The organism is Caballeronia ptereochthonis (assembly GCF_001545075.1).
Lineage (GTDB): Bacteria > Pseudomonadota > Gammaproteobacteria > Burkholderiales > Burkholderiaceae > Caballeronia > Caballeronia ptereochthonis.
Genome location: NZ_FCOB02000019.1, coordinates 19,123 through 35,833 on the forward strand (window position 1 = coordinate 19,123; position 16,711 = coordinate 35,833).

Consider the following 16,711-nt stretch of genomic DNA (forward strand, 5'->3'; position numbering starts at 1 on the left):
TCATGCAGCAAGCCATCGAGATGGAAGTTCCGGACATGACGCGCGCCTTCCGGAACGCGATGTCGCTGTTCGCGGCGGGCGTGACGGCCATCACCACGATGCGCGACGGCAAGCCCGCCGGGCTCATCGCGACGTCGGTCTGCAGTCTGTCCTCCGATCCGCCGTCGATCATCGTGTGCGTGAGCAAGGGCGCCTCCGCGCACGATGCGATCGTCGCGCACGGCAAGTTCGCCGTGAATCTGCTGTCAGTGGATCAATGCGACGTCGTCGACCGGTTTCGCGAAGCCAAGGGCCACGAACGCTTCGAAGCCGGCCAGTGGACCACGCTCAGGACGGGCGCGCCCGTGCTCGCCGATGCATCCGTCGTGCTCGACTGCACACTCGGCCAACGCCATGACGGCTTCACGCATTCGATTTTTATCGGCGTTATTGAACAGATATCCTGTCGGCGGAACGTCGATTCCAGTTGTCTGCTGTGGCACGCACGCGGCTTCGCGCGCAGCGTGCCGCTATGCGTCTAGTACCCGCTTCACGCTTGTCCCGCAATACCTCGTTGATCGAACAGTGGACGCGCAGGTTCGCGTTTGTGTAATGGCATCCGGCGGCAGTGCCGACCGGCTACGACTGCGAAGGATAAAAATGCTGAACAAAGCCAGCACCATTGACGCTCCCGTCGAGTCCAGGCCTGCCGCCAACCGGGTGCGGGATGTCATCGCCGCGAACTTCGGCACCTTCTTCGAATGGTTCGATCTGCTCGTGTACGCGATGTTCGCGCTCACCGTATCGAAGCTGTTCTTCCCGACCGGCGACGAGCAGTCCGCGCTGCTGCTCAGCCTGCTGACCTTCGCGAGTTCGTTCATCGTCCGTCCGGTCGGCGCGATCGTGCTGGGCATCATCGCCGACAAGCGCGGGCGGCGCTTCGCCCTGAGCCTCGCGGCTTTCCTGATGCTGTTCGGTACCGCGACGATCGCCGTCGTGCCGACCTACGACCGCATCGGTCTGCTCGCGCCCGTCGTCCTCGTCGCCGGGCGTCTGTTGCAGGGCTTCTCGGCGGGCGGCGAATTCGGCGCCGCCAACTCGTTTCTCACCGAGCAGGACAAGAAGCGCATGGCCTTCTTCGGCAGCCTGCAATTCTCGGCGTCGGGCCTGGCCGTGCTGACATCGTCGCTGTTCGCTTATGGCGTGAATCACTACCTGTCGCCCGAGCAGATCAATGCGTGGGGCTGGCGGCTGCCGTTCGCGTTCGGCTGCCTGATCGGGCCGATCGGTCTGTATATCCGGCGCAAGGTGAGCGAGACACCGGCCTTCGAGGAAACGCGTGAGGTCGAGCATTCCCCGCTGCGCGAAACCGCGCAGTCGCACAAGTCCGGCGTGCTGATCGGCGCGGTCATCGCGGGTGCGGGCGGACTCGCAAGCTTCATGAACATCTACATGCCGACCTTCGCGATCAACAATCTCGGCGTCAGCAAGGATGCGGCATTCGTCTCGGCCACCCTGAGCGGCGTGGTGTGCGTCGCGTTCCCGATGATCGGCGGCATCGCGGCGGACCGCTTCGGCACCGTCAGGGTCATGCGCATCGCGCTCGTCTCGGGCATGGTGCTGATCCTGCCGCTCTTTTACATGCTGACGCGCGCGCCCGGTCCGGCCACGCTGATCGCCTTCCAGTGCATCCTGTCGCTGGTGTTCTACAGCTTCTATTACTCGCCGGTCGGTTCGCTGCTGTCGCAACTGTTTCCGGCTTCATGCCGCACGACGGGCGTGTCGCTCGCCTACGTCATCGCGATGACCTTGTTCGGTGGTCTGACGCCGGTCGTGACGAGCCTGCTGGTGAAGTCGACCGGCAGCATCATGTCGCCCGCCTGGTATGTGATCGTGGTCTCGGCGCTGGCGCTGTACGGCCTGCGCGCGAGCAGAAAGCGCGTTGTCTGACCGAATCCGAGCCCAATCACGTCCGCACGATGGAGACATTGCGTTGAATCACGAATTGCCGAAACAGGTGTCCGTCGCCATCGTCGGCGGCGGGATCATCGGAGTCAGCTGCGCGCTCGCACTGGCGCGCAAGGGCGTCGACGTCGCCGTATTCGAAAAGGGAACCGTCGCCGGCGAACAGTCGTCGCGCAACTGGGGATGGATTCGCAGCGTCGGACGCGATGTCAAGGAACTTCCCTTGTCGATGCTCGCCAACGACATCTGGAAGGACATCCAGTCGCAGATCGACGTCGGCTATCGTCCGACGGGCCTCGCGTACCTCGCCGCGTCGGAGGGCGAGATCGCCGGTCATGAGTCGTGGCTCGAAGCGGCGCGCGATACGGGCGCGCGAGCGCGCCTGCTCGGCAAGGCGGAACTGACGCGCCTCATTCCCGTATCGAAGCGGCCATGGGCAGGCGCGTTGTACAGCGAGTTCGATGGCGTCGCCGAGCCGCTCGCGGCGACGCGCGGCATCGCCGCGCTGGCCGTCGCCAGCGGAGCGCGCATTTTCGAGGGCTGCGCGGTGCGAGGACTCGATGTATCCGCGGGACGCGTATCAGGCATCGTCACCGAGCGCGGGCTCGTGAAATGTCCGGACGTCGTGCTCGCGGGCGGCGCATGGTCACGTCTCTTTTGCGGCAATCACTCGATCGAGTTTCCGCAACTCAAGGTGCACGCGTCGGTTCTGCAGACCGCGCCTATCGACGCGGGACTGGAAGTGACGATCAACGGCGGCGACTTCACATGCCGCAAGCGCAGCGACGGCGGATACACGGTGTCGAAGCTGGGCGCGTCGGTGGCGGACCTCACGCCCGACAGCATCCGGCTCAGCGCGAAATTCATGCGCGCGTGGCTGAACGAGCGCAAGTATCTGAAGCTCAGGATCGGCAGAAGGTTCTTCGACGAGTTGACGATTCCGCGTCGCTTCGCCCTCGATCGACCGTCGCCGTTCGAGGCGTGCAGAACGCTCGATCCGAAGGCCAATCTCGGCATGCTGAACGACGCGCTGGACCGGCTGAAGAAGACGTTCCCGAGTTTCTCTGGCGCATCGATCACGCGTGCATGGGCCGGCATGATCGATGTCACGCCCGATGCGCTGCCCGTGATCTCGAAGGTGACTGGCCTGCCGGGCTTCCATCTGGGATCCGGGTTCTCGGGACATGGCTTCGGCATCGGGCCCGCCGCCGGACGCGCGCTCGCGGAACTCGTGACCGGCGACCGTCCGGGCGTCGATCTGGCCGACTTTGCCCTGGAGCGGTTTTCCTCATAGGATGGTGGCTTCTTTTCGCGCAACGGAGCCACTGTCACGCACATGAATATCCGGCAACTCGAAGCATTCCAGACCACGATGAAGGTGGGAACGATGATCGGCGCGGCAGACTTGCTCGGGCTGTCGCAACCGTCGGTGAGCCGCCTGATCAATGAACTGGAGCGCGCGCTGGGCGTCACGCTGTTCAATCGGGCCAACGGCAGGCTCGTGCCGACACCGGAAGCCAGGATGATTCACGATCAGGTCGAGCAGACGATCCGCTCCTACGAGCGCATTTCCGAGCTCGCCGCGGACGTCCGCAAGATGCGCGTGGGAAGCATCTCGATCGCCTGCATGCCAGCGCTCGGCATCACCTTCATGCCCGCCGTGATCGCCCGCTTCCGCGAAGCGCATCCCGAAGTCGACATCTCTCTGGACGTGCAGATGTCGAGCAAGATCGAGGACTGGATCGCCGCGCAGCAGATCGATTTCGGGCTGGCGGAAGTGCCCGCCGACGACACTGAACTGGCCGTCGATGAGTTCTGTAACGTGCCCTACTACGCCGTCATGAAGAAGGGGCACGAACTATCGAGGAAAGCCGTGCTGTCGCCATCGGACTTCGAGGGGCGGACGTTCATATCGATGACGGGGCATTACCAGCCCCGGCCACACGTCGATCGCTTCTTCGAAAGTCACGACGTAAGCCGGATCACGCGCATCGACACATCGCTTTCGCATTCCACCTGCGAAATGGCGGCGCTGGATCTCGGCATCGGCTTCGTCGATCCGTTCAGCGTTCACGCCTATCTGGAGCGGGTCGACGCGCGGCCGGTCGATCCTTGCATCCGGTTTCGCGCCGGGCTGCTGTACCCCAAGCATCGTCCGCTGTCGAAGGTCGGACGAACCTTTGTGTCCTTCATGAAGGAGTTCAGGGACCGATGGGTCGCCGAGGTCGCCGCCCGATGCCGGCCAGCATCCTGACGATGCAACTCCTCGCTCGATCACTTCGCCGACACCAGATGCGGCAGAAACTGAGGAATGTGCGGGAAGAAGATGATCAGCAGCAGGTCGATCACGAGCGCAAGAATGAACGGCAGAATCGCGCGTGTCGCCTTCTCCACCGACACGCCGCCGATCGACGCCGCCGTGAACAGACAGAAACCGATCGGCGGGAGATTGATGCCGATGGCCGAGTTGATCAGCACGATCACGCCGAACACGATCGGATCGATATGCATCTGCACCACGAGTGGCAGGAACACCGGAATCACCACCGCGATGCTTGAAATCGTCTCGAGCACGGTATGCGCCGCGATCAGGAACAGGTTGATCAGGATGAGCAGCACGATCGCGCTCGTGGTGATCGACAGAAAGCTGTTCGCGACATGCAGAGGAATCTGCGCCTCGATCAGATAGCGGCCGAGCACGAACGCGAGCCCGAGCAGAAAGGACACGCGCGTCGTGTTCACCGAGGTGCGCACGAGGATGTCCTTGAAGTGCGAGAGCTTGAGTGTGCGGAAGATGAACGCGCTCACCAACGTCACATAAACGGCCGCCACGACGCCCGCTTCCACCGGTGTAAAGATGCCGCCAAGAATGCCGCCCAGGATGATGACCGGCGTCAGCAGCGCCCAGAACGCCTCGCGGAAGGTCTTCCACAGCTTGCGCGCATCGAACGGCTCGACCGCGCTGTAGTTGTGGCGCACGGCGGTCACGTAGTTCACGATCATGAATGACGCGACCACCAGCAGCATCGGAATGATGCCCGCGATGAACATCGTGCCCACCGACACGTTGGCCGTGTACGCGTAGACCAGCATGCTCATCGACACGGGTGAAAGCAGCCCGAGCGAACCCGCCGCGGATTGCAGCGCCACCGCGAACGCGCGGTTGTAGCCCTTCTTCACCATGCCGGGGATCATCACGGAGCCGATCGCGGCCGTGTCCGCCGTGGCGGAGCCGGACAGGTCCGCGAAGAACATGCTCGCGACGATCGTCACCTGCCCGATGCCGCCGCGCATGAAACCGACCAGCGCCTGCGAGAATTCGATGATGCGTTTCGACACGCCGCCCGAATCCATGATCGCACCCGTCAGCATGAAGAACGGAATCGCGAGCAGGCCGACGTTGTTGAGATTGGAAAAGAGTTGCTGCGGAATCACGAGCAGCGGCGTGCCGTTGATCGACAACGCGAGCGTCGCCGCGATGCCGATGCAGATGGCCACCGGCACGCCGAGCCCGAGCAGCCCTGCTCCAAAAACGATTGCCCACATGATGTTTATCCTAGAGGTGTTCGGACACGCCCTCGACCATCGTGGCGTTGCTCTGCGCCTGCGGCGCGAGATGCGAGACGACGATTCGCACCAGCGAATGGAACGCGAGCAGGCCGCCGCACACGGGAATCGAGAGATACGGGTAGACCATCGAGATCGGAATCGACGCGGCGGTTTCGGTGCCCATCAGCGCGAGCATATCCGAGCCATACGCGACGAACACCGCGCCGAGCGCGAGAATCGCGCAATCCGTGAAGTCGTTGAGCAGCGGCGCGAGCGGCGCGGGCACGCGACCGGCCAGCACGCGCACTTCCGGATGGGCGCGCAGCTTCACTCCCGCCGCCGCGCCGAGACACGTGAGCCACACGAACAGATAAGCCGAGACTTCATCGGACCACGACAGCGAATCGTGCAGCACGAAGCGGAAGATCACGCCGAGACCGGCCACGATCACCGCTCCGAGCAGCAGGCAGCTGCAGACGAACAGATTGATCTTCAGCACGATGTCGTCGACGAACATCAAGCCGCGCGCGAGCTTTTCCATGCGAGTCACCTCCGCTGCCTGCATTTTGCCTTTGCCGTCATGCGCGTCCATCATTTCGATGCGACCGCCGAAGTCTGCTTGGCCGCGTTCATTTCCTGGTAGAGCGCCGGCCCGTCCGGAATCTTCGTGATGAGCTCCTCACGCGCGGCCTTGGTCGCTTCGGCCCACGGCGCGGTGTCGACCACGGTCACCTGAATGCCCTTGGACTTCATCGTCGCGATCGCGGCGTCGTACTCGCGCTTGTATTCCTTCAGGTCGAAATCGGCGGCGATCCTGGCAGATTCCTGGAATGCCTTCTGATCCGCCGGCGAGAGCTTGTCCCACGAGGCCTTGCTCATCGCCAGCACGACCGGCAGATAGTTCACGTGCGTCACATAGAAATGCTTGGCGACATCGGAAAACTTGTCCTGAACGAACTGCTCCGGCGAGGTGTCCGCGCCATCGACGAGACCTTGCGAAAGCGCGAGAAACAACTGGTTGTACGCAAGCGGCGTCGGGTTCGCGCCGAGCGCCTTGTAGCCCGCGATATAGCCCGGGCTCTGCATCACGCGCACCTTGAGGTCCTTCATGTCGGCAAGCGATGTCACGGGGCGCCTGGTCGTGAAGAGATTGCGCTCGCCCACCGCGAGCCACGTCAGGCCGATCATGTTGACCGGCTTCATCATGTCGAGATACTTGCGTCCGACCGGACCCTGCAGCACGCGATTCGCCTCGTCCATGCTGGAGAAGAGATACGGCATGTCGAAGATCTGCCACTGCTTGATGGTGTTGTCGATCGGCGCCTGCGCGGAGATCATCAGGTCCTGCGTGCCCGTGCGCAGCGCCTGCGTCATCTGCACTTCGCCGCCGAGTTGCGATTGCGGGAATAGCTGGATTTCGACATGCCCGTGCGTGCGCTGTGCGACTTCCCTGGCGAATACCTGCGCCGTCAGCTGATAGTGATTGTCGGGCGCCAGCGTATGGCCGAGCTTCATGACGACCTTGTCCTGCGCGATCGCACTGGGCGATGCCGTCACGCACAACGCGGCGAGCGCCGCGCTCATCGCCATGCGCAGCATGCTCTGCGCTTTGAAAAGCGAATTCATGTTGTCTCCTTGCTCGATATGGACACCGCCTCGTGTGTGCCTTGCATTGCTCGATGCGATTGCGGGCCGGCGGGTTGACGCAAGTATTTGCGATCGCGGCGATGGTGCGTTAGGACCAGTCTTCGAATTTCTTGGACTTTTTAACGCCCGCATGGTGCTTTGCCGGGCGCGCTGCAAAAAAGTCCAAAAGATCGCTCGAACCGTCCTACCGGTTGAATGCGGAGGGTCTTTAAAGTGACTTCCACGCTAGCGGTGCAGTGCGAAGCTCGCGCTCTTCCGTGTTAGCCCCAACCGACAACACTGATTCATCGACATGGCCAAACGTCCTCATATGGATTGCTACGCAATCGGCGACACCGCCGATTTTGCGAAAACCGTATCCGAATACGATATCTACGGCTTTGCCGGCATCGTCGGCGATTTCTATGCCGTGCATCTGAACGAGGAGTACGCAAAGCACACGCGCTTCGAGAAGCGCATCGCGCAAGGATGTCTGTCCGTGGGATTTCTTTCCACGGTGATGGGCTATATGGCGGCGAAGGCGCCGAGCCCCGGCGCGGTTTCCTATCGCTATGACATCACGTTCAATGCGCCGGTCTTCATCGGCGACACCGTCACCGCGCGCCTGACGCTGGAGGAAAAGGACGACGAGCGCAACGTGTGCGTGTTCGCCGCCGACGTGACGCGCCAGGACGGCGTCGTCGTGGCGTCGGGCAAGACGTATTTGAAAGTGCTGTGATGCCATGCCGAAGAACACGCCCCCCGTTCTCGCCACGCAACACGACGCATTGCGGCTATTGACGCTCAATCGCGCGGACAAGCTCAACGCGTTCACGCCCGAGATGCTCGCCGCGCTCGATGCCGAAATCGAGGACGCGCTCGCCGACGACGGCACGCGCGTCATCGCCATCACCGGTAGCGGGCCGAAGGCGTTCGCGGCCGGCAACGACATCGAGCGGCTCGTCTCGCTGGACGGCGTCGCCGCCTATCGCGACATGATGGCCGGCCAGCGCGCGCTCTTGAGTCTGCACGAATGCGCGAAGCCGACCATCGCGATGGTCAATGGTTACGCGCTTGGCGGCGGCTTCGAACTGGCACTCGCGTGCGACTTCGTGGTGGCGTCCACGAATGCGAGCTTCGCGTTTCCGGAGATCACGCTCAACACGATGCCCGGTTGGGGCGGCACGCAACTGGCCGTCGCCAAGATGGGGCTCGCCTGTGCGAAGCGCTTCGTGCTGAGCGGACGGCGCTTTTGCGCGCAGGAATGCGAGGCGTTCGGCTTCATTCATGAAATCGTCGCGCCCGATGGCTTGTTCCGCGCCGTGCAAACGCTCGCCACGACGCTCGCATCCTACGATCCGTTCGCGGTCGAAATGGCCAAGCGCGCATTGAACCGCGCGAGCGAGTTGCCCTTGTCCGCGGGACTCGACTTCGAAGCCGCGCAATACGCCGTGAACTTTTCGAGCGAGGGCGCGCGCGCGGGCTTGCGGCAATTCATGGAACGACGGCTTGCCCGACGCACGAGTCAAGCCAGCACCGCGCAGGTGTCGTCATGACGACTTCTTTCAATCAGCCGCACTGGCTCGGCGAGCAGCATACGATGATCCGCGAGGCGGTGAGGCGCTTCGCGGAGAAGGAAATCGCGCCGCAATCGGAAAAACTCTGGGAAGAGGAGGCGTTTCCCTACGACATCTGGCGTCAGGCGTGCGAGCTCGGCTTCACCGGCCTGCCCTATCCCGAGCAATGGGGCGGCGGTAGCGGTGACTGGCTCTCGTTCGTCATCGTGCTCGAAGAGCTCGCGCGCGTGGATTGCGCGGTCGCCAATGCGCTGATGGCCAATTCGACCGTGGCGAGCCTGCTGTCGAATTACGGCACGCCCGAGCAGAAGGAGCGCTTCCTGCAGCCGATCATGAAGGGCACGCAGATCGGCTCCATCGGGCTTTCCGAGCCGGACGCGGGATCGGATGCGGCGAATATCAGAACGTGCGCGACGTTCGACGGCGAGCGCTGGATCATCGACGGCGCGAAGACCTTCATCAGCAACTCGGGCACGGAGATCGGCGGCCCGACGGTGATCGCGGCGGTGACGGGCACGCGCCCCGACGGCCGCAAGGAGATTTCGAATTTCATCGTGCCGTCGGGCACGCCGGGCTTCGGCACGGGCCGCAAGCTGCGCAAGATCGGCTGGCGCGCGTCGATCACGCACGAACTGTTCTTCGATCAATGCGCGATTCCGGCAGAAAATCTGCTCGGCGAGCGCGGCGCGGGCCTGCGCCAGACGCTCGCGCAGATCAGCACGGGGCGCATTCTCATCGGCGCGCTGGCGCTCGGCATTCTGCAAGGCTCGCTGGATCGCTCGATCGAATACATGAAGCAGCGCCGCGCGTTCGGGCGTGCCATCGCCGAGTTTCAGGGACTGCAATTCAAGATCGCCGACATGGCGACCGACGCGCACGCCGCTCGCCTCATGCTCTATGACGCCGCCGCGCTCAAGGACGCTCGCGCGCCCTTCGACGCGCAAGCGTCGCAGGCGAAGCTCTTCGCCTCCGAGCACGCAATGAAGGCTGCGCACCAAGCCCTGCAGATTCACGGCGGCTACGGCGTGATGGCCGAGTTTCCGGCCGCGCGCGCGTTCGGCGACGCGAAGGTGCTCGAAATCGTCGAAGGCACATCTGAAATACAACGCATGATCATCGCGCGCACGCTGATGGCGTGAACGCGCGCTGAAACGAAGGGGGAGTGTCATGCTGGAAGGTATCAAGGTACTGAGTTTCACGCACTTTCTGCAAGGCCCCGCCGCCGTGCAGATGCTCGCCGATGTCGGCGCGGACGTCATCAAGATCGAGCCGCCCGGCGGCGCGTTCGAACGCAGTTGGACCGGCGCGGATGCCTTCGTCGAAGGCGTGAGCGTGTTCTTTCTGCTCGGCAACCGCAATCAGCGCAGCATCTCGCTCGACTTGCGCGAGGAAGCCGCGCGCGAGATCGTCTGGAGACTGCTGCGCGAAGCGGATGTGCTGATCGAGAACTATCGCCCCGGCGTGCTCGACAAACTGGGCTTCGGCTATGCACGGGTGCATGAGGTCAATCCGCGCCTCGTCTATTGCTCGTGCACCGGATACGGCTCGTCGGGCCCTTATCTCAAGCGTCCCGGTCAGGATTTGCTGCTGCAGGCGATGAGCGGTATGACCATGCTCTCGGGCGACGCCGAATCGCCGCCGACGCCGGTCGGCTCCGCGATCGTCGATCAGCATGCCGCCGCGCTCGCCGCGTTCGGCGTGGTCGCCGCGTTGCAGGCGCGCGAGCGCACGGGCGTGGGCGCGCGCATCGAAAGCAATCTGCTCAACGCCGCGCTCGACCTGCAAATCGAGCCGTTCACGTACTACATGAACAAGGGGCCGCTCTGGGAGCGCACGCACCCGCCGACAGGCAGCCGCTTCCATCCCGCGCCCTATGGCGTGTATCGCACGCGCGACGGCTATATCGCGATGTCCCTCACGCCGACGCAAAAGCTCGCGGGCGCGCTTTCGTGCCCCGCGCTCGCCGAGTTCACGCATCCGAAGGACAACGTGCTGCGACGCGAGGAAATCAACCGCCTTGTCTACGACACGCTGAAGACGCGCACGACCGGGGAATGGATGCGCACCTTCGAGGAGCACGACATCTGGTTCGCGCCGGTGAACGACTACGAGCAGGTCGAAGCCGACCCGCAAGTCGCGCACAACCAGATGATCATGTCGTTCGAGCATGAAGAAGCCGGACCCGTGCGCCTGCTCGCGCACCCGGTGCGCTACGACGGCGAGGCGCCGCCCTTGCGCCGGCATCCGCCGAAACAGGGACAACATACCCGCGAAGTGCTCGCGGAGCTGGGATATTCGCCGCGGGAGATCGACGATTACGTCGAGCGCGGCATCGCATTGACCTCGAGGAGAAACGGATGAGCGCACAACCGAAAAACCCGCCGGCGCTCTTGCGCTTCGAAGATGTCGAAATCGGCCGCACGCAGATGATCGTGCACACGGTCACCGAAGCCGAGGTGAATGCGTTCGGGCACCTGTCCGGCGACCTGAATCCGCTGCATATGGAAGACGCGTTCGCCGAGCGCTCGCCTTTCGGACGGCGCGTGGTGCACGGGCTGTTGACGGCGGCGCTGGTGTCGGCGGCGCACACGGAATTGACGGGGCCGGGCTTCGCGTATGTCGGACAGGAGCTGCGCTTTCTCGGGCCGGTCTATATCGGCGATACGGTGACGATCAACGTTTGCGTCGTCGAGAAGAAGCCCGCCAAGCGCATCCTTGTGATGGATACGACCGTTCGCAACCAGCAAGGCCGCGTCGTGTTGAGCGGGCTTTCCGCACTGAAGGAGTTGAGATTCGACGAAGCCATGATGGCGCGCAGCGCGGCCGCGTGAGGCAACGAGCAACGCGTTGCATGGTGTAAGTTCCAGTAACGTTGCGGGTGCATGCACGGCTACACTCGTGCGGTTGCCCGCAATGTCCGGACATGCAGGCCATCGCGGAGACGCTGCGCCGCCACACGGGGAGGAGATAGTTGGATACCGCATGTTGCTGCCACGTTCCTGTCATCAGGATCGAGGACTACGAATACGGCGCGCACGTCAAGACGCCGGATTTTCATCTCGCGCCGATCGAGGCGCTGAAGTCGACGCTGCCCTATCCGCATCGGCACGATTTCTATCACGTGATGTGGGTAATCACTGGCAGCGGATCGCATGTGATCGATTCGGTACGCTACGAAGTGCGCCCGCATACGCTTTACTTCATGACGCCGGGACAGGTGCACGATCTCGATCTGTCAGCCGACACGCTCGGTTATTCGATCAGCTTCTCTTCCGAGTTCTTCGCGTTCCGGGTGCAGAACCGTCATTCGGAAACGGATGTGCCCGTCTACAACTTCGAGCAACTCGACGCGTGCCTGTATCTGAGCGATGCGCAGGTCCGCGAGCTGACGCGCGTGATGGACGGCATCCGCCAGGAGTATCAGGAAGAGCAGGTCGGCTACACGGACGCGATCTGGGCCTATCTGCACGTCTTTCTGATCAAGGTCGCGCGCATGCGCAACGCCGCCGCCATGCGCGATGCCGCCGCGTCGCGCAGCGTGCTGCTTTCGCGCCGCTTCAAGAGCCTGCTGGAGAAGCACTTCCGCTCCGTCAACGAGGCAGCCGATTACGCGCGCCTGCTCAACGTGACCGAACGCGCACTCAACGAAGCGACGCGTCAGGCACTGGGCAGCACGGCCGCCAAGCTGATCCGCGAGCGCGTGATGCTGGAGGCGAAACGCCTGCTGCTGCACTCGGAAGTGAATGTCGCGGAGATCGCCGCAATGCTCTCCTTCGACGATCCCGCGTATTTCAGCCGCTGCTTCCGCAAGCATACGGGCCGCTCGCCGATCGACTATCGGCGCAGCCTCGAAAAGCTGCATATCTGATGCGTGGTGGCGCGCAAGCGCCACGACGAAATGTCCAACATATCCCGCGTTTCATCCTAACGCCGTCGCGCAGGCGTTTCTTAGAATCGTTCTGCGAACGACGAACTCAAGGAGACACCGTGTCCAACGCAACATCCCCGCTGTCGCTTTCCAGCGAACAGGCGAAGCTCTTTCGCGAAGCCCTCGACAAGACCGCGAAAAAAGTCGCCGCCGACGAACTGACCTTCGGCGTCGAGTTCCCTCAGGTCACCGGCCCCGATGGCCAATGGGTGCGTCTGCCCGCCTCGCTATCGGCGGGCTACGACGGCGACGCCTGGAGCCACGGCAACTGGTTCTGCGGCTTCTGGGTGGGCCTTCTGCTGACCTCGTATCTGCATACCGGCGAAGCGCGCTTTCTCGAATGGGCGCGTGCGCGCATGCGCCTCGTCGAGCAGCGCGCGCAGGATCCGAACACGCACGACATCGGCTTCATCTTCGACAGCAGCGCGGTGCCGGGCTATCACATCACCGGCGACGAATGGTTCGCGAACATCGCGCTCGAAGCGGCCGACAAGCTGCGCGCGCGGCTCGTCACGACACGCGACGGCGCGTATCTCGCATCGTGGGGACCGCTGTCCGATCCGCGCGGCCGCAGCGCTTCCGCGATCGACACGATGGCCAATCTCTCGCTGCTCTACTGGGCCGCGAATCACACCGACGACGGCAGCTACCGGCAGGCCGCCGACGCGCACGCCGAGATGACCGCGCGCGCCTTCGTGCGTGACGACGACTCGACGTATCACGCCGTCGAATACGACGTGGAAAGCGGCGCGCGCAAGCGCGGCTACACCTTCCAGGGCGCGTTCGACGAATCTGCGTGGAGCCGCGGGCAGGCGTGGGCGATCTACGGCTACGTGAACTCCGCGCGCGAGACGGGCAAGCGCAAGTATCTCGATCTGGCCGAGCGTCTCGCCGATTACTATCTGCGTCGCCTCGACGGTCGTCAGGTGCCGCCGTGGGACTTCGATGCAACGGGCCGCGACGCCGAGATCAAGGACACGGCCGCCGCCGCCGTCGTCGCATCGGCGCTGCTGGAAATGGCGCGCCTGCATCCCGATGCGCACGCCGCCGCGAAGTGGCGGCGCCACGGCCTCGCGATGCTCGAAGCGCTCTGCCGCGACGAGTTCACCAAGGACGGCGAGCACGGCCTGCTGCACAACTCGTGCTACTCGAAGCCGCATAACATCGGCGTGGACGGCGCGACCATGTTCGGCGACTTCTTCTTCGTCGAGGCGCTGTGCCGCGCCGTGCATCCGGGAACACTGAGACCGGTTCAACCTCCACGCATCCCCATTGTCGAGGAAGGAGGTGGCCGGCGTCGGCACGAATGAAGCGCGCTTTCGCTTCTCAGCAAACGGAGAAACCCAGAGGAGCCGGCCACCCGGGCACCCCGGTATCGCGACCAGTGGCAATATTCCCATACCGCCACAGGCCGCCCAAGCTCCCGCCACCATGCCCCAACGCCTCCCGCCGCTCAACGCCCTGCGCCTCTTCGAAGCCGCCGCGCGCCATCGCAGCTTCAAGCTCGCTGCCGCCGAACTCAACGTGACGCCGGGCGCGGTGAGCCACGGCATCGGCGCGCTCGAGGAAATGCTCGGCGTCGAGCTGTTCGTGCGCGAGCCGCGCGGGCTGTCGCTCAGCGCGGCCGGCGAGCAATATCTCCCGTACATTGCCGAAGCGTTCTCGCTCATCGCCATCGGCACGCAATCGCTGCCCGACAGGCGCAAGCGCCGCTCCATCTCCGTCACCTGCGCGCCGACGCTCGCCGCGCGCTGGCTCGTCCCGCGGCTCGCGGATTTCCGCGCGCGCTGGCCGAACACCGACGTGAGCGTCGATACCTCGCGCCGGCAAGCGGGCTTTCCCGTCGACGGCTTCGATTTCGGCCTGCGCCTGAGCCGCGGACCGGTGGACGGCGCATCGTGGCAACGTCTCTTCGGCGAGCGGCTCGTTCCGGTATGCAGCCCGGGCTGCCGCGCCATGCTGACCCGCGCCGACGGCCCCCCCGATCTCACTCGCGCGACCCTGATCCACGTCGATACCGCCAGCCAGGACTGGCAAGCGTGGATGGACGGCGCGGGCATCGACGGCCTCGATCTCCGCGGCGGCTTGCGCTTCGACACCGTGCAGCTCGCGTTCGACGCCGCCGCCGCGGGGCTCGGCGTCGCCATCGGCCGCCGGCCGCTCGTCGATCGCGAGCTGGCTGCGGGCACGCTCGTCGAAGCGTCCGCGACGAGCGTCGAGACGCAAACCGCCTACTGGCTGTGCGAAGCGCCGCAAGCAAGCGCGCGCGCCGATCTCGTGGCCTTCCGAAACTGGCTCATCGAGCAGGCGGCCGAGTTCCTCGAAAGCGGGGAAGCGAACCGTCACGGTTGAACTTCGCTCAACCGTCCGCGAAAACTTTTCGTTTGCCAGCACGGACGTTCGCCTGCGACGATGCTCGCAAGGAGGAATGCCATTCATGTCATCCCTGTCTCTTGCAGCGAACAGAAACCGCGCGGCGACCTGGGCGCTCATCGGCGCGGCTGCGCTGATTCTGAGCGCGGCCATGGGCGTGCGCCAGACCTTCGGGCTCTTCATCGGGCCGTTTTCATTCGATCGCGGATTGCCCGTCACGCTGATCGCCTTCGCGATCGCGCTGCACAACCTCGTCTGGGGATTCGCCCAGCCGTTCGCGGGCGCCGCCGCCGACCGCCATGGCGCCGCGCCGGTCGTCGCCGTCGGCGCGGCGACGTTCGCCGCCGGCCTCGCGCTCGCGGCCGCCGCAACCTCCGGATGGATGCTCGTGCTCGGCCTCGGGTTGCTCGTGGGCATCGGCATCAGTTGCACGAGCTTCGGCGTCGTGCTCGCGACGGTCGGGCGCGTCGCATCGCCGCAAACGCGCAGCGTCGCGATGGGGCTCGCCAGCGCGGGCGGCTCGCTCGGGCAAGTGCTGATGGTGCCGTTCGCGCAGGAAGTGCGCGTGCATGCGGGCGTGCCGGCATCGCTCTACGCGCTCGCCTTCGTGCTGCTGCTCGCCGCGCCGCTCGGCATCGTGCTCGATCGCGCGAGCCGGCAGCGCACGGCGGATGCGCCGCATGAAAAGCACGCGCAACCCGCGTCGCTGCCGCTGCGCGAAACGCTCGCCTATGCATCGCGTCATCGCGGCTATCGGCTGCTGACACTCGGCTTCTTCACATGCGGTTTCCAGCTCGCGTTCATCGCGACTCACCTGCCCGGCTATCTGCTGCTGTGCCACATGCCGGTCGGGCTCGGTGCGACCGCGCTTGCGCTCATCGGCTTCTTCAACATGATCGGAAGCTGGGGATGCGGCTGGCTCGGCGGACGCTGGCGGCAGCATCACGTGCTCGCATGGATCTATCTGATTCGCGGCGGCGCCATCGCGCTCTTCGTGCTGCTGCCGACGACCAATGTCTCCGTCGTCGTCTTCGCCGCCGTGATGGGCCTGACATGGCTCGGCACCGTGCCGCTCACCAACGGCCTCATCGCCAAGGTCTTCGGCACGCGGCATCTCGGCACGCTGTTCGGCGTCGTGTTTCTCAGCCACCAGCTAGGATCGTTCCTCGGCGCGTGGCTCGGCGGCTACGTGTTCGACACGACCGGCTCGTACTCGCTGATCTGGGGCGCCACTGCAATCGCGGGTCTCGTCGCCGCGCTGCTGCACTTTCCTATCGACGACCGCCCCGTCACCGAGGAGTCGCTCGTCGCCGCGTGACGCGTCGATCGCTCAGGGCGCGCCCGCGTCATCCGGGTGCAGGCAGCCGCGCACCATCGTCGCGTAGAGTGGGGCCGCGATGCGCCGCTCGAAATACTCGACGAGCGTCTTGCCCTCAACCGTCCTGAGACTCACGCCGATGGTCACGCCCTTGAAGAACGTCTGCGCGCGCAGGCGCACGGCGCCATCCTTCCTGACGCGGCTGAATTCGCGCGCGCCGTGCTTCCAGCGCGAAGTGATGCACTCCTCCACCGACGCCGACGTGGCCGCGGTGCGCGCCCTGAACACGGGCGACATCGAGAACACGCTGTCGTGCCGCGAACAGGCGGCGAGCACGATACACAACCCGATCATCGATACTACGTGCCGCGCCGTCACCGCCTGTTCTCCAGAAAA

At 64.4% G+C, this 16,711-nt stretch carries 17 protein-coding genes; 13 read left to right on the top strand and 4 right to left on the bottom strand.

The features are described 5' to 3' along the window. The first annotated feature begins 2 nt into the window (after nt 1-2). The 4 genes from AWB83_RS20275 (at nt 3) to AWB83_RS20290 (ending at nt 4,198) form a co-directional block, all read left to right on the top strand. Nucleotides 3-521 carry a flavin reductase family protein gene (locus AWB83_RS20275; RefSeq protein ID WP_244197816.1) on the top strand — a complete coding sequence of 173 codons (519 nt, stop codon included), beginning with the start codon at nt 3-5 and terminating at the stop codon, nt 519-521. A 118-nt stretch (nt 522-639) separates the two neighbouring features. Continuing rightward, nucleotides 640-1,929 (top strand): MFS transporter, encoded by a 1,290-nt coding sequence (locus AWB83_RS20280; RefSeq protein ID WP_087047409.1) that lies wholly within the window; start codon nt 640-642, stop codon nt 1,927-1,929. Between the two features lie 43 nt (nt 1,930-1,972). Beyond that, nucleotides 1,973-3,238 carry an NAD(P)/FAD-dependent oxidoreductase gene (locus AWB83_RS20285; RefSeq protein WP_244197817.1) on the top strand — a complete coding sequence of 422 codons (1,266 nt, stop codon included), beginning with the start codon at nt 1,973-1,975 and terminating at the stop codon, nt 3,236-3,238. Nucleotides 3,239-3,280: 42 nt separating this feature from the next. Continuing rightward, nucleotides 3,281-4,198, top strand: coding sequence for a LysR substrate-binding domain-containing protein (locus tag AWB83_RS20290; RefSeq protein WP_087047410.1), 918 nt, complete (start codon nt 3,281-3,283; stop codon nt 4,196-4,198). A gap of 20 nt (nt 4,199-4,218) precedes the next feature. Here AWB83_RS20290 and AWB83_RS20295 read toward each other — a convergent pair whose 3' ends face one another. From AWB83_RS20295 to AWB83_RS20305, 3 genes are read right to left on the bottom strand one after another with little or no spacing between them, the layout of a single operon-like run. Further along, nucleotides 4,219-5,490 carry a TRAP transporter large permease gene (locus tag AWB83_RS20295; protein WP_087047411.1) on the bottom strand — a complete coding sequence of 424 codons (1,272 nt, stop codon included), beginning with the start codon at nt 5,488-5,490 and terminating at the stop codon, nt 4,219-4,221. Between the two features lie 10 nt (nt 5,491-5,500). Beyond that, nucleotides 5,501-6,034: a TRAP transporter small permease gene (locus AWB83_RS20300; RefSeq protein ID WP_087047529.1), complete on the bottom strand. Its 534-nt coding sequence runs from the start codon at nt 6,032-6,034 to the stop codon at nt 5,501-5,503. Between the two features lie 50 nt (nt 6,035-6,084). Continuing rightward, nucleotides 6,085-7,119, bottom strand: coding sequence for a TRAP transporter substrate-binding protein (locus AWB83_RS20305; RefSeq protein WP_087047412.1), 1,035 nt, complete (start codon nt 7,117-7,119; stop codon nt 6,085-6,087). Nucleotides 7,120-7,432: 313 nt separating this feature from the next. Between AWB83_RS20305 and AWB83_RS20310 the strand changes: the two genes are divergently transcribed. The 9 genes from AWB83_RS20310 (at nt 7,433) to AWB83_RS20350 (ending at nt 16,315) form a co-directional block, all read left to right on the top strand. Continuing rightward, nucleotides 7,433-7,858 carry a MaoC family dehydratase gene (locus AWB83_RS20310; RefSeq protein WP_167389136.1) on the top strand — a complete coding sequence of 142 codons (426 nt, stop codon included), beginning with the start codon at nt 7,433-7,435 and terminating at the stop codon, nt 7,856-7,858. Between the two features lie 4 nt (nt 7,859-7,862). Further along, nucleotides 7,863-8,675 (top strand): enoyl-CoA hydratase/isomerase family protein, encoded by an 813-nt coding sequence (locus tag AWB83_RS20315; RefSeq protein ID WP_087047414.1) that lies wholly within the window; start codon nt 7,863-7,865, stop codon nt 8,673-8,675. Next, nucleotides 8,672-9,835, top strand: a complete 1,164-nt coding sequence (locus tag AWB83_RS20320; protein ID WP_087047415.1) for an acyl-CoA dehydrogenase family protein — start codon at nt 8,672-8,674, stop codon at nt 9,833-9,835. Before AWB83_RS20315 ends, AWB83_RS20320 begins: the two co-directional genes overlap by 4 nt. A gap of 28 nt (nt 9,836-9,863) precedes the next feature. Then, on the top strand, nt 9,864-11,057 hold the full coding sequence (locus AWB83_RS20325; RefSeq protein WP_087047416.1) for a CaiB/BaiF CoA transferase family protein: 1,194 nt from the start codon (nt 9,864-9,866) through the stop codon (nt 11,055-11,057). Continuing rightward, nucleotides 11,054-11,527 carry a MaoC family dehydratase gene (locus AWB83_RS20330; RefSeq protein ID WP_087047417.1) on the top strand — a complete coding sequence of 158 codons (474 nt, stop codon included), beginning with the start codon at nt 11,054-11,056 and terminating at the stop codon, nt 11,525-11,527. Before AWB83_RS20325 ends, AWB83_RS20330 begins: the two co-directional genes overlap by 4 nt. A 140-nt stretch (nt 11,528-11,667) precedes the next feature. Continuing rightward, nucleotides 11,668-12,564 (top strand): helix-turn-helix domain-containing protein, encoded by an 897-nt coding sequence (locus AWB83_RS20335; protein WP_087047418.1) that lies wholly within the window; start codon nt 11,668-11,670, stop codon nt 12,562-12,564. Between the two features lie 119 nt (nt 12,565-12,683). After that, nucleotides 12,684-13,934 (top strand): glycoside hydrolase family protein, encoded by a 1,251-nt coding sequence (locus AWB83_RS20340; RefSeq protein WP_087047419.1) that lies wholly within the window; start codon nt 12,684-12,686, stop codon nt 13,932-13,934. Between the two features lie 121 nt (nt 13,935-14,055). Then, the gene (locus AWB83_RS20345; RefSeq protein ID WP_087047420.1) at nt 14,056-14,976 is read left to right on the top strand and encodes a LysR substrate-binding domain-containing protein; all 921 of its coding nucleotides are present in this window, start codon (nt 14,056-14,058) and stop codon (nt 14,974-14,976) included. An 85-nt stretch (nt 14,977-15,061) separates the two neighbouring features. Further along, nucleotides 15,062-16,315 carry an MFS transporter gene (locus tag AWB83_RS20350; RefSeq protein ID WP_087047530.1) on the top strand — a complete coding sequence of 418 codons (1,254 nt, stop codon included), beginning with the start codon at nt 15,062-15,064 and terminating at the stop codon, nt 16,313-16,315. 12 nt (nt 16,316-16,327) lie between these two features. Here the strand turns inward: AWB83_RS20350 and AWB83_RS20355 are convergent, their stop codons facing one another. Then, nucleotides 16,328-16,693, bottom strand: a complete 366-nt coding sequence (locus AWB83_RS20355; RefSeq protein ID WP_143750081.1) for a hypothetical protein — start codon at nt 16,691-16,693, stop codon at nt 16,328-16,330. Nucleotides 16,694-16,711 lie beyond the last annotated feature (18 nt).

Coding starts and splice junctions, on each gene's coding strand:
- AWB83_RS20330 (WP_087047417.1), top strand. CDS start 11,054: ATGAGCGCACAACCGAAAAACCCGCCGGCGCTCTTGCGCTTCGAAGAT.
- AWB83_RS20300 (WP_087047529.1), bottom strand. CDS start 6,034: ATGGAAAAGCTCGCGCGCGGCTTGATGTTCGTCGACGACATCGTGCTG.
- AWB83_RS20350 (WP_087047530.1), top strand. CDS start 15,062: ATGTCATCCCTGTCTCTTGCAGCGAACAGAAACCGCGCGGCGACCTGG.
- AWB83_RS20325 (WP_087047416.1), top strand. CDS start 9,864: ATGCTGGAAGGTATCAAGGTACTGAGTTTCACGCACTTTCTGCAAGGC.
- AWB83_RS20315 (WP_087047414.1), top strand. CDS start 7,863: ATGCCGAAGAACACGCCCCCCGTTCTCGCCACGCAACACGACGCATTG.
- AWB83_RS20305 (WP_087047412.1), bottom strand. CDS start 7,119: ATGAATTCGCTTTTCAAAGCGCAGAGCATGCTGCGCATGGCGATGAGC.
- AWB83_RS20345 (WP_087047420.1), top strand. CDS start 14,056: ATGCCCCAACGCCTCCCGCCGCTCAACGCCCTGCGCCTCTTCGAAGCC.
- AWB83_RS20320 (WP_087047415.1), top strand. CDS start 8,672: ATGACGACTTCTTTCAATCAGCCGCACTGGCTCGGCGAGCAGCATACG.
- AWB83_RS20275 (WP_244197816.1), top strand. CDS start 3: ATGCAGCAAGCCATCGAGATGGAAGTTCCGGACATGACGCGCGCCTTC.
- AWB83_RS20280 (WP_087047409.1), top strand. CDS start 640: ATGCTGAACAAAGCCAGCACCATTGACGCTCCCGTCGAGTCCAGGCCT.
- AWB83_RS20310 (WP_167389136.1), top strand. CDS start 7,433: ATGGCCAAACGTCCTCATATGGATTGCTACGCAATCGGCGACACCGCC.
- AWB83_RS20295 (WP_087047411.1), bottom strand. CDS start 5,490: ATGTGGGCAATCGTTTTTGGAGCAGGGCTGCTCGGGCTCGGCGTGCCG.
- AWB83_RS20290 (WP_087047410.1), top strand. CDS start 3,281: ATGAATATCCGGCAACTCGAAGCATTCCAGACCACGATGAAGGTGGGA.